We start from the raw sequence: 12,991 nt of genomic DNA, 5'->3' as shown, positions 1-12,991 counted from the left end.
GTTTTTTTATTATAAGATATTAGATATATGTATAAAAGAGGAGATAAGAAATTAATTAATGCATGGGCATTTTACGATTGGGCAAACTCAGTATACTCTTTAGTAATTAGTACTGCTGTTTTTCCTTTGTACTATAGTGCTATAACAAAAGGTAAAACAGTTCGTTTTTTAGGAATGGATTGGGAGCACCCAGATAGCTTGTACAGTTATGCATTGTCATTTTCTTTTTTAGTAGTAGCATTTATTTCTCCAATTTTATCAGGAATCGCTGATTATACAGGAAGTAAGAAAAAATTCATGAAATTTTTCTGTTGGATGGGAGGTTTATCTGTAATTGCATTGTATTTCTTTGAAGGCGTAGATACGGTTTGGATCGGTATCTGGTTTACCATTTTAGCAAGTATCGGTTTTTGGGCAAGTTGGGTTTTTTATAATGCATATTTACCAGAAATAGCTTTGCCAGAACAACAAGATAGAGCGAGTGCAAAAGGTTTTATCTATGGATATATTGGTTCAGTTGTTTTATTGATAATAAATTTAGGAATGATTATGTTTCCTGAAACATTAGGAATCACATCTGGTATGGCATCTCGACTTTCTTTCGTGATGGTTGGTATTTGGTGGATTGGTTTTGCCCAAATAACCTTTCGCCGTTTACCAGGAGATATTTATAATAAACAACCTGATAATGATTATATATGGAAAGGCTATAGAGAGCTTAAAATTGTATTTAAAGAAGTTTTAAATTATCCTACTTTAAAACGATTTTTATTAGCTTTTTTCTTTTTGAGTATTGGTGTGCAAACCATCATTTTAATGGCGGCTATTTTTGGGTCATCAGAATTAGGCTTAGAATCAACAAATATGATTGCTACCATATTACTAGTGCAAGTTGTAGCTATTTTCGGAGCCTTAATTTTTTCTAGATTTTCAGATAAGTACGGAAATTTTAAAGCCTTAAAATTGACGATTGCTATATGGATGCTTGTTTGCTTTTTTGCATTTTCATTAGATAAATCTCAAGAAAATGTGGCGCTATATTTTTACGGATTAGGAGGTATGTTGGGGTTGGTACAAGGAGCTATACAGTCGCTAACACGATCTACGTATTCTAAATTATTACCAGAAACAGAAGACCACGCAACGTATTTTAGTTTTTATGATGTAACAGAAAAAATAGCAATTGTTTTAGGAACTTCTGTTTACGGAGCGTTATATGCAATTACCGATTCTATGCAATGGTCAGTTTTATGTTTAGCTATTTTCTTTTTAATATCATTCATTATTTTAAGCACGCTAAAGAGAACTAAATACGTAGCCTAAATTTAAAATGGAGCAGGAGAAGTAAATTGTACTTCTTTTTTACTGATAGGATGCCTAAAGCTTAAGTTTTCTGCGTGTAAATATAACCTGTTAGCTTTTGTTCCATATAAATCATCACCTACAATAGGTATGTTTAAGCCTAACTGATGTGCTGCATGTACTCGTAACTGATGTGTGCGACCTGTAATAGGGTAAAAATATACTTTTGTTTTGTTGTCTATAACTTCAATAACTTCCCATTTGGTAAGTGCTTTTTTACCATGTTCATAACATACTAATTGTTTAGGTCTATCATCTAAATCAACTCTTAGCGGTAAGTTTATTTCACCGTTTTTTTTATATAAAGAGCCATGTAATAAAGCAACATAGCGTTTTTTTATAGTTCTGTTGATGAACTGCGCTTGTAGATTTTTATGAATAATTTCGTTTTTAGCGATCAATAAAATGCCGGAAGTAGACATGTCTAAGCGATGAACAATCAATGGGCCGGTAGCATTTGGATATTTCTTTTTAATTCGACTATACACCGAGTCTTTAACTTCTTTTCCTGCTACAGATAATAATTCGTGTGGTTTGTTGATTACAAGCAGATACTCATCTTCAAATATAACCTCTATTTCTTTTTTTACTTGAAACTGCGCTATTAGCGGATTGTCATCAACAGTTAATCCTTGTAACATATGGTGTAAGATAGGTTTACATTTACCGGTACATGCCGAATAATAATGTTGGTGTTTTCGAACAGCATTAGCCGACGGTTTTCCCCACCAAAACTCTGCCATACAAATAGGAGTGAGGTTGTTTAAGAAAGCATATTGTAATAATTTCGGAGCACAACAATCACCAGCACCGGCAGGAATATTTTGAGATGAACCTTTAAAAATAGTTAGTAAATTCTCTTTTTCATTTTTAGCATTTAAGAATTGGTATTGTTTAAATATTTCTTGTTGACCAGCTACAGAAAGTTCTTTTCGTTGTTGTTTTAGTTGCTGTATTTGTAATAAGTAATTATTGTATTCTTCTTGCAGAGAAGCTATTTGAGTGTTTAAATAAACTTCATATTCACGTAAATAAAACTCCTCATTAATATTAAGTTGATTGTCTTGTTTAGACAGCTCTTTTCTTAATTTTCGGCGTGCTTTAATTACTTTTTTTCTTCACTTAAAAGAGTTTCATTTCTAGAAACCCTTTTTAAATATGATTTTTTTATTGTTAAATAATCAATATTACTTTCTAGTTCAGAAAGTTGAAGATTAATTTGATTGTTTTTCTCTTCTGTTTTTAAGAACTCTCCGTTTTCAACTAAAACATCGTATACCGGTGGTACGAATTTTTTATGATGAGTAGTTTCTGCAATTTTACCTGAAAAAGCAGCTAAATAGCCTATTTCTCCATCATTTTTTTTAACGACCAATACGCCAAACATTTTACCCAAAGCATCTTTGCTATTCGGGTTTTTTAATCCAAAATTATGATTAAAATCTGTTTGATTTTCTAAATATTCTTGCAGTTCTTTAGCCGCTGTTTTAGCTAAAGAATGTGGTGTGTAGTTGTGCGGGTAATCAAAGTTTTTAGGTAGTGATACTTTACCTACTTCAGCAATAAAAGAGATGAATTTATTCATGATAAAAAGAAAAAAGTGTTGCTTTCACAACACTTTATAAAGTTAAGATCTATATATTTTATCGTATAAATCTTTATAAATTTCTTTGATAATTTTACGTTTCATTTTCATAGTAGGAGTAAGGTGTCCTCCATCTATAGACCATTCTTCAGCGGTTAATTCAAATCGCTTAATAGCTTCCCATTTTCCAAATTTAGAATTACAAAGCGTAACTTCTTCTTGAATACGATCAATTACTTTTGGATTATTTATTAAATCGGTATTATTTTCGAATTTAAGATTATGTCTTTTTGCCCATTCTTTTACAAAAATAAAATTAGGCTGAATTAAAGCTGCCGGCATTTTTTCTCCTTCACCAATAACCATAACCTGTTCTATGAAACGAGATTGTTTTAATTCACCTTCTAATAATGGCGGAACAACATATTTCCCTCCAGAAGTTTTAAACATTTCTTTAGTACGGCCAGTAATTGTTAAGAACCCATCTTTATCTAGTTCTCCTTTATCACCTGTATAGAAATAACCATCTTTTAATACTTCTGCTGTTTTTTCAGCATCTTTATAATACCCTAACATTACATTAGGTCCTTTTACTAAAATTTCACCAGTTTCAGCAAGTTTTAATTCTAATCCGTCAATTAATTTACCTACAGTACCTGCTCTAAATCCGCCATTTCTAACGTCATTTACAGAGATAACAGGAGAGGTTTCGGTAAGACCATAACCTTCCATAACCGGCATTCCTGCAGCAGCAAATATTCTTGTTAAACGCGGTTGTAAAGCGGCAGAACCAGAAACCATTAATTTTAACTCACCACCTAAGGCTGCTTGCCATTTAGAGAAAATTAATTTACGCGCAACACTTAATTGTTTTTCATACCACCATCCGTTAGCTCCATATGGTTCGTATTTTAAACCTAAATCGATAGCCCAAAAGAATAATGCTTTTTTAATTCCTGATAAATCAGCTCCTTTAGCATAAATCTTATCATAAATTTTTTCATACAGTCTAGGAACTGCAGTCATTACATGTGGTTTAATTTCTTGCGCATTTTCACTTAGTTTATCAATTCCTTCTGCAAAATAGATAGAAACACCACAGTATTGATATAAATACAATATCATGCGTTCAAAAATATGACAGATAGGTAAAAAACTTAATCCGCGTTCTTTTCCATATAATAGAGGAACTCTCTTTTCGCTAGCTAAAACATTAGAAACAATGTTTCCGTGAGAAAGCATAACTCCTTTTGGTCTTCCAGTAGTACCAGAGGTGTAGATTAAGGTTGCTAAACTATCAGAAGTAACTGCATTTTTACGTGCTTCAACTTCGTTCTGATTACTTGTATCTTTACCTAATTCTAAAATTTCTTTCCAACTTTTTTCATTAGCAATGTCATCAAAAGTAAAAATCCCTTTTAATTTAGTGTTCCCTTTAATTTGATTTAATTTTTCTAAGACAACTTCATCAGAAACAAAGCAATAAATAGCCTCAGAGTGATTTAAAACATATTCGTAATCTTCTTTCGAAATAGTAGGATAGATAGGTACATTTTGTGCACCTGTTTGTAAAATACCTATATCACATATGTTCCATTCCGTACGGTTGTTTGTAGATATTACAGCTATCTTATCATTTGGTTGTATGCCTAAACGCAATAAACCTCTACTAATGGTGTTTGCTTTATCTATATATTCATTTGTAGATATTGATTCCCATTTACCATTGTATTTGGTTGTAAGAGCTTTTTCTAAATTATAGGTTTCTTGTTGATAATAAGGGAAATCAAAAAGACGGGTAATTTTAATCGACATAAAGTTAATGTTTTTGCGCCTTGCAAAATAGGAAAAATACCCCGATTGCACAAGTTTAAGCTTAGTGGTTGATTTATTGAGAATTATATATTTTATTATATAAATTTTTGTATTTATCTAAGATAATTTTCCGTCTCATTTTCAATGTAGGAGTTAAATGACCAGCATTAACAGTCCATTCATCACTAGTTATTTCGAAGCGTTTTATTTGTTCCCATTTACCAGATTTTTTATTGTAGTAATCAATTTCTCTTTGAATTCGGTCAATTAATTTTTGATTGATAGCTACATCATTAAGTATATAACTGTGTCTTTTTGCCCATTCGTTTACAAAATCAAAAGAAACTTGTATTAGAGCAGCAGGCATTTTTTCACTTTCTCCAATTATCATAACTTGCTCTATAAAACGAGATTTTTTTAATTCGCTTTCCAATACAGCAGGGGCAATATATTTACCGCCCGAGGTTTTAAAAATTTCTTTTTTTCTATCAGTAATTTTTAAAAAACCATCATCGTCTATTTCTCCAATATCACCGGTATGTAGATATCCGTTTTTAATAGTTTCGTTTGTTTGCGTATCGTTTTTATAATAGCCCATCATAATGTTAGGGCCTTTAACTAAAATTTCACCATCTGCCGCAATTTTTATACTAACATCTTTAATTGCTTTACCAACAGTAGCTATTTTAAAACCTTTATTACGCATATCTGTTACAGAAACAGCGGGTGACGTTTCTGTCATTCCGTAGCCTTCAAAAACAGGTATACCTGCGGCAGTAAACGTTTTTATTAAACGAGGTTGCATTGGTGCGCTTCCGGCAAGCATAAAATCTAATTTTCCTCCTAAAGCTTCTTTCCATTTAGAAAAAATAAGTTTGCGAGCTATTTTTAATTGAAATTCATACCACCATCCGTTTTCTTTATACGGTTTGTATTGCTCTGCCAATTTCAAAGACCAAAAGAATAAACGTTTTTTTAAACCAGTTAAATTACTTCCTTTATCAACAATTTTATCAAAAACTTTTTCTAATAACCTAGGCACTACAGCCATAAAATTAGGTTGTACTTCTTTTAGGTTTTCTCCGATTTTATCGATGCTTTCGGCAAAATAAATTTCAAATCCCATGTATTGGCAATAGTAAGAAGCTGCTCTTTCGAAAATATGGGAAATAGGAAGGTAGCTAATAGCTCTTTTTTTATGTTCATGTAAATCTAGTGATTCGGCTACTGCAAAAATATTACTAACTACATTTTCATGAGAGAGCATAACACCTTTAGGCGTGCCTGTTGTACCTGATGTATATATTATTGTAGCTAAATCTGTGGCTTTTACCAAATCTTTTTTTTGTTAATAAGGTTTTGGTTCTCTTCATTTTTTCCTAAAGATAAAAAAGAGTTCCAGCTATAATCTGTAGCGATATCTTCGAACGTAAAAACTTTTTTAAGTTGTGTTTGATCTTGAACTGCAAGTACTTTTTCATATAAATCATTATCAGAAACAAAACAATAAATACTATCTGAATGATTTAAAACATATGCATAGTCCTTTTCAGAAAAAGTTGGGTAAAGCGGCACATTAATAGCCCCTATTTGTAATATACCAATATCTAAAATATGCCATTTTGGTTGATTGGTATTGGTAATAACTGCTATTTTATCTCCAGGCTTTATTCCTAAGTTTAATAAAGCGCTACTAACGGTGTTTGCATTTTTAATGTAATCTTTTGTTGATGTATTAATCCAAGTATTCTTTTCTTTTGAAACAAAGCATTTTTCTTGTGGATATTGGCTAAGTTGATAATAAGGAAAGTCGAAAAGACGTGTTACCTGTATTGGTTTATGCATATAAATTAGTTTGGCATAAATCTATAAAAAATAAGTTTAAAAAAACAAGTTGTTTTTATTAGTTAGCTATTTTAATCTGCTTTAAAATATACCCAATGATTATTTTCTTTACAAAAAGAAGAGTTTTCATATATTACATCAATTTTAGCATTTTCTATAAAAAAGGCTTTAAACTCAACTGTTCCAGTTAAATCTTTTTTTGTTCCTTTTGTAGTGTTTAACACTTCTAATTTAATCCACTCAACAGATTTTGTCCATTGTAAAATTTCTTTATTTTCTTTGTCAGAAGGTCGAATACTTGAGTGGTGACTTTTTTTTAAGTAGTTAATATCAGCCAATACAAAAGCACTGTATCTCGATCGCATTAATACCTCAGCAGTTAAGACGGTTTGGATGTTTTGATGTGCTTTTTCACAGCAATCACTATATTTTTTAGACGGATTACAAGGGCATTGCATAATAAAAAATTAATTTAAAAGTTCATTTTCTTTTATTCTAAAACAACGTTCTTTACCTAAATATAAAGGATTACCATGTTTTTCAGACCAAAAACCATCTAAAATATCTTTAGAGATACAGCGATAAACAACAACACCTTTATAAATGTTTTTATCAGCTCCTTTATATTTAAAATTAATAGCTAATATATTATCATTAAAAAATCCGGTTCCAATTTGGGATTGCTCATCATTAATAAGCCACTTCGCAATAATACGATTATTAACATCTAAACTTAAAGATAATACACCTTTGTATGAGTGTTCTTCGGCATCTTGATTGTTACCAATAATAGTATAATCTCCAACTAAATCTTGAATCGTCATTTTTCTTTAATAAAGGGTAAAATTACTCTATTTATATAGAGAATAAAAAAGGTTAGAAAGAAGATTAACATATTTTACTTTTTTTAAAAGTATTTATCTCTTTATTAATAAACTTAACCGAAATAAAAAACTATTCATCTATACTTAAAAGTCTTTCATCGATGGATAAGATTAGTTAAACAAATCAAATTATTAATCTTTAAAAAAAAAGGTATTTTTATCTCATAAATTCTTATCCCATAAATTTTGAAAAAAAGACTAAATATTTTACTTATTGAAGATAACATTATTGAAATAATGAAAATGAAAAGAACTAATTCATCCTTAGAACTTAAGCATGATATTAGTGAAGCAAAAAATGGAGAAGAAGCACTTGATATTTTAGAAGAAAAAAGTAGTTTGCCTGATTTAATTTTACTAGATTTAAACATGCCAAAAATTAACGGTATAGAACTTTTAACAATATTAAAAAATAACGATGATTTAAAACATATTCCAACAGTGATTCTAACAACCTCAGATAATCAGAAAGATTTAGAAGAATGTTATAGAATTGGAGTTTCTGGTTATATTTTAAAACCTTTAAAATATGAAGATTATGTTAATAAAATAGAAACAGTTTTATCTTATTGGAGTATAAATGAATTAAAAAAATATTAAATATGAAAGGCATAGTTTTTACTGAGTTTTTAGATTTAGTAGAGGATAAGTTTGGTTTAGAGATGGTGGATAAAATCATTTCTCAATCTACATTAGAATCTGAAGGTATATATACATCAATAGGAACTTATAGCTTTTCTGAAATGTTACAATTACTGCAACATTTAAGTAGAAACACTTCAATCTCTATAGATGATTTGTTGCTAGTATATGCAGAACACTTTTTTAATGTTATAGAAAAGAGTTATCCAGGGCTTTTAGCAACATATAGAGACCCTATAGAAATGCTAGCTTCTATTGAAAATCATATCCATATAGAAGTAAAGAAGATTTATCCTGAAGCAGAATTACCTACTTTTATTATTGAAGAGAGAACAGAAAATTCATTAATTATGATTTATAAATCGAGTAGGGCTATGCATCATTTTGGACTTGGATTAATGAATAAAACTTTTGATCATTTTAATTCTAAAGCAAGTATTATTTTAGAAAAAATTAGAGAAGATGGAACGGAAGTGAAATTTATCATAAAAAAAATTGAATAATAAATTTTGCTTATATTTAATTTTAAAAAATAGGTTAAGACCTTTTTAGTAAGTGTATGTATTATATTATTAGTGTTTTATGATTTTATTTATTTATATTAATTGTTTTTTATAAATTTGATTAAAACGATAAATTATTAATAAAAAGGAAAATTTTCTAATTTAATTATACAACATTATGTGTCCCTCCACTAAAATAGATATACTTCAACGTGCTTTAAAAAGAGAAAAAAAAGCTAGGAAAATTGCTGAGAAAATATTAGAAGACAAATCAAGAGAATTATATTCAATGTCCGAAGAATTAAAAGACAGCAATATAAAACTTGCAGAATTATTAGAAGATAAGTCGTTACAACTTAAAGGGGTTTTTGAAAACATAAATGATTCTTATTTAATAATGGACTTAGCTGGAAATGTTCTTAAAATGAACAATGCAGCGATCGAATTTTTTGGTTATGATATTTCAAAAGAAAAATTAAGCGTAATAAACTTAATATACCCTGAAGATAATGTTTATGCTTTTCAATCTTTTAGTCAATTATATCAAACTGGATCTTTTTCAAACTATACAGCTAGAATTTTAACGAAAGAAAAAGAAGTCAAATGGGTTCAGATAAACGCCAGTTTAATATACGATAAAATAGGAAAAAAAATTGCAGCTCAAGGAATTGTTCGAGATATTACAAAACAAATAACTTCCGAAGAAAAACTTTTAGAATATAATAATAGACTATCGGCACTTGTATTGAACCTTAATAGTGGTATTGTTTTAGAGGATGAAAACAGAAAAATAGTCTTATCTAATAAAAAATTTTGTAAATTGTTTAAAATAGATTCCCAGCCTGATGATCTAATAGGCATGGATTGTAAGTTGGCATCAGAACAGAATAAAGTTTTATTTAAACATTCGTCTGATTTTGTGCGAAGAATGGATGATGTAGTCGAAGCTAAGATTCCTGTTTATAGAGAACAACTAGAAATGATTGACGGTAAGATTCTTGAACGAAATTACACGCCAATAATTGTTGATAGTAAAATTAAAGGTTATTTGTGGACATTTACAGATATTACTTTAGAAAAAAAATACAATTTAAGTTTAGAGTCTGAAAAAGAGAAGTATAGTAATATTATAGCTAATATGAACTTAGGATTAGTGGAAATCAATAGAGATAATCAGATTACTATGATAAACCAACGTTTTATTGAAATGTCAGGTTATAATGAAGAAGAGTTAATAGGTAAAGTTGCACATGATATTTTTAATGATAACGATAATTCTAATTTTATTGACAATGAAAAAGAAAAACGTATTAAAGAAGTATCTAGTTTTTATGAATTTAAAACAAAGAATAAAAAAGGAGAAACTAAATATTGGCATGTAAGTGCAGCACCAAATTATAACCTCCTTGGAGAGAATGTAGGAACTATAGCATTAGGTTTAGATATTACTAAAACTAAAAAGTTACAATTACAAAAAGAACAAATTTTAAAAGAATTAGAAAAAAGTAATAATCAACTACATGAATATGCACATATAGTTTCTCATGATTTAAAATCTCCATTAAGAAGTATTGATGCTTTAGTTTCTTGGATTAAAACAGATAATAACGGTAAGTTTGATGAAACAACACTTGAGAATTTTAACTTAATAAGTACTACATTAGAAACAATGGAAAAGTTAATTTCTAATGTTTTGGAATATTCAAGTGCAGGTTCAATTACAAAAGAAAAGGAAGACGTAGATTTAAATATTACTTTAAATGATTTAAAAAAGATATTATTTATACCAAAAAACATATCTGTTACTATATTAAAAAAATTACCGATAATTAAGGGGGATAAAACGAAGTTTCAGCAGTTATTTCAGAATTTTATTAGTAATGCTATTAAGTTTTGTGATAAAGAAATTGGAATTATAGAGGTTGATTACCAGGAAAATAAAAATTTTCATCAATTTTCGATTAAAGATAACGGTATAGGAATAGAAAAAAAATATCATGATAAAATTTTTCAAGTATTTCATTCATTAAATAAAAGAGAAGATTCTACAGGTATTGGTTTATCTATAGTTAGAAAAATAATTGATTTACATGAAGGAGATGTTTGGCTAGAGAGTAAACTTAATAAGGGAACTACTTTTTACTTTACTATAAAAAAAAACTAAATGAAAACAGTACAACTTAAAAGAAAAAATAATTCTGTTTGGAAATATTTATCAGAAGAACTAAAACTTAAAGAACCTTTAGTTTTAGTTTTTGGAAATAGATTTTTATTAGAGAGCGAAACAATTTATGATGAGATAAGAGCTATTTTTAAAGATGGTCATATTGTGTTTGGTTCTTCTTGTGGAGATATTTCTTCAGAATCTATTGATGAAAATACTATAACCATAACCGCTATAGAGTTTGAAAAAAGTAGTTTTGTAATTAAGACGACTAATTTTTTAAAACCAGGTTTAGATCAAAAAATAGATAGTTTTGCAGTAGGGAAAGAGCTAATTAGTCAATTTTCTGAAAAAGAATTAAAACATGTATTTGTTCTTTCGGAAGGAAGTTTTATTAATGGTAGTCAATTAACAAAAGGAATGAATTTGGCTACAAATGATAACTTTTTAATTACAGGTGCTTTATGTGGTGATGATGCAAGGTTTGAAAAAACGATATCGTCTTATAACGAGAATCCAAAACAGGGAGAAATAGTTGCTATTGGTTTATATGGTGAATCTTTAGAAGTAACTTTTTCTATTAATGGTGGTTGGACTCCTTTTGGACCAGAAAGAACAGTAACAAAATCTAAAGGAAATATTTTATACGAATTGGATAACTTATTTGCGCTAGATTTATATAAAAAATACTTAGGTGAAAAGTCAAAAGAATTACCAGGAGCTGCCTTATTATATCCACTGAAAGTAAAATCTACAAACGATAAACAATCTATTGTAAGAACAATTTTAAATATTAATGAAGAGGATAATTCAATGATATTGGCAGGAGATATTTTAGAAAATTCTAAAGTACAATTAATGATGACTAATTTAGATAGTATTGTTAATGCTGCAGAATTAGCAGCAATAAATGCAAATGAATTTAGAAAAAATAAACCAGAACTTGCGATTTTAGTTAGCTGTATTGGTAGAAAATTAGTGTTAGATCAAAGAATAGAAGAAGAAGTAGAGGAGGTAATAGAAGTTATCGGTGATCAAACTACTTTTTGTGGATTGTATTCTTATGGTGAGATAGCTCCGTTTAATGGAGAAAATAATTGTCAATTACATAATCAAACAATGACAGTAACACTAATTAGCGAATAATGAATTCACTTTTAAAAAGACAAATTAGAAAGTATTTAGCTGAAGAATTATTATCAGATAAAAAGTTAGAAACTTTTTTAGATGCTATAGATAAATCTTACAAGACATCAGAGAATCAATTTGCAATGTTGCAAAGAGCTACAGCAATAAGTTCTGAAGAGCTTTTTGATGCAAATCAAAAATTAAAGGAAGAAACTAATTCTCAAAGAAAAGTTATAGAAAAGCTTAAAAATGTAATTGATACTCTTAAGTTTTATGATCTAGAACAAGATAAGCCTATAGAAAATTCAGATTTATTAAAACTTGTTGATTTTATTGATAATCAAACTAAAGAGATTATAAAAATAAATCAACAAAAGGACTCACTCTTAAAAAGCTTAGAACAGCAAAATCAAGAGTTAAATGATTATACACATATGATTTCTCATGATTTAAAAACACCAATACAAAATATAGAAGCGTTATCGGTTTGGCTTAAAGAAGATTCAGGAAAAGTATTAGATAGTGAAGGAAAAGAAAGAATAGAGCTAATAAGAGAAAATACTCAAAAAATTGATACTTTAGTAAAAGCTATTCATACGTATTCTACAATTGACAGAGAAAAGCAAAAGCGATCTAATTTAGATTTAGATAAATTATTAAAAACTATTTTAAAAGAATTTAATTTATCTGAAAATATAAATGTTCATATTCCAGAAAAATTACCAAACATAAAGGGTGATAAAAATATAATGGAACAATTGTTTACTAATTTAATAGACAATTCCATTAAATTTAATGGTAAAGAAAATAAAAAAATAGAGATAGGTTATTCTGATGAAAAGATTTTTTGGAAATTTTATGTAAAAGATAATGGTAAGGGTATTGATAAAAAATATTTCCAGAAAGTATTTGTAGCTTTTTCCAAGCTTGAGAATGATTACAAATCTGCTGGAATAGGCTTATCTATTGCTAAAAAAATTGTTGATGTTTATAAAGGAGATATTTGGATAGAATCTGAATTAAATGAAGGATCTACTTTTTATTTTACACTTAAAAAATAATT

General features: G+C 28.7%; 11 protein-coding genes and 1 pseudogene. 6 read left to right on the top strand and 6 right to left on the bottom strand.

What is annotated here, in order from left to right; translation table 11 throughout:
- Positions 1-27: 27 nt before the first annotated feature.
- Positions 28-1,323, top strand: coding sequence for an MFS transporter (locus RRF68_RS03630; RefSeq protein WP_315945045.1), 1,296 nt, complete (start codon positions 28-30; stop codon positions 1,321-1,323).
- A 2-nt stretch (positions 1,324-1,325) separates the two neighbouring features.
- Here the strand turns inward: RRF68_RS03630 and RRF68_RS03625 are convergent, their stop codons facing one another.
- The 6 genes and pseudogenes from RRF68_RS03625 to RRF68_RS03600 all read right to left on the bottom strand — a co-directional run bounded on the left by RRF68_RS03625 (position 1,326) and on the right by RRF68_RS03600 (position 7,431).
- Positions 1,326-2,105 (bottom strand): RluA family pseudouridine synthase, encoded by a 780-nt coding sequence (locus tag RRF68_RS03625; protein ID WP_315945044.1) that lies wholly within the window; start codon positions 2,103-2,105, stop codon positions 1,326-1,328.
- 362 nt (positions 2,106-2,467) lie between these two features.
- Entirely contained in the window at positions 2,468-2,947 is a 480-nt protein-coding gene (locus tag RRF68_RS03620; protein WP_315945043.1) for a hypothetical protein, read from the bottom strand.
- Between the two features lie 42 nt (positions 2,948-2,989).
- Positions 2,990-4,762: an AMP-dependent synthetase/ligase gene (locus RRF68_RS03615; protein WP_218772376.1), complete on the bottom strand. Its 1,773-nt coding sequence runs from the start codon at positions 4,760-4,762 to the stop codon at positions 2,990-2,992.
- Between the two features lie 73 nt (positions 4,763-4,835).
- Positions 4,836-6,607 (bottom strand): annotated as a pseudogene (locus RRF68_RS03610) (AMP-dependent synthetase/ligase).
- 71 nt (positions 6,608-6,678) lie between these two features.
- The gene (locus RRF68_RS03605) at positions 6,679-7,065 is read right to left on the bottom strand and encodes a YchJ family protein (RefSeq protein WP_275316263.1); all 387 of its coding nucleotides are present in this window, start codon (positions 7,063-7,065) and stop codon (positions 6,679-6,681) included.
- A gap of 9 nt (positions 7,066-7,074) precedes the next feature.
- Positions 7,075-7,431, bottom strand: a complete 357-nt coding sequence (locus RRF68_RS03600; protein ID WP_315945042.1) for a hypothetical protein — start codon at positions 7,429-7,431, stop codon at positions 7,075-7,077.
- 246 nt (positions 7,432-7,677) lie between these two features.
- Here RRF68_RS03600 and RRF68_RS03595 point away from each other — a divergent pair, with 246 nt between their 5' ends.
- The 5 genes from RRF68_RS03595 (at position 7,678) to RRF68_RS03575 (ending at position 12,989) form a co-directional block, all read left to right on the top strand.
- Positions 7,678-8,091, top strand: coding sequence for a response regulator (locus RRF68_RS03595; protein ID WP_315945041.1), 414 nt, complete (start codon positions 7,678-7,680; stop codon positions 8,089-8,091).
- A gap of 2 nt (positions 8,092-8,093) precedes the next feature.
- A complete protein-coding gene (locus RRF68_RS03590; protein ID WP_218772381.1) occupies positions 8,094-8,636 on the top strand; it encodes a heme NO-binding domain-containing protein in 543 nt (180 codons plus the stop codon).
- A gap of 178 nt (positions 8,637-8,814) precedes the next feature.
- The gene (locus tag RRF68_RS03585; protein ID WP_315945040.1) at positions 8,815-10,800 is read left to right on the top strand and encodes a PAS domain S-box protein; all 1,986 of its coding nucleotides are present in this window, start codon (positions 8,815-8,817) and stop codon (positions 10,798-10,800) included.
- The gene (locus tag RRF68_RS03580; RefSeq protein WP_315945039.1) at positions 10,801-11,946 is read left to right on the top strand and encodes an FIST signal transduction protein; all 1,146 of its coding nucleotides are present in this window, start codon (positions 10,801-10,803) and stop codon (positions 11,944-11,946) included.
- Positions 11,946-12,989 carry a sensor histidine kinase gene (locus RRF68_RS03575; protein ID WP_315945038.1) on the top strand — a complete coding sequence of 348 codons (1,044 nt, stop codon included), beginning with the start codon at positions 11,946-11,948 and terminating at the stop codon, positions 12,987-12,989. The genes RRF68_RS03580 and RRF68_RS03575 overlap by 1 nt, the downstream gene beginning before the upstream one ends.
- Positions 12,990-12,991 lie beyond the last annotated feature (2 nt).

The sequence above is a fragment of the Tenacibaculum sp. HL-MS23 genome, assembly GCF_032463465.1.
In the GTDB taxonomy this organism is placed as follows: domain Bacteria; phylum Bacteroidota; class Bacteroidia; order Flavobacteriales; family Flavobacteriaceae; genus Polaribacter; species Polaribacter bernardetii.
The sequence above is the reverse complement of the archived record's forward strand: the minus strand, read 5'-3'. Positions and strand labels throughout refer to the sequence as shown.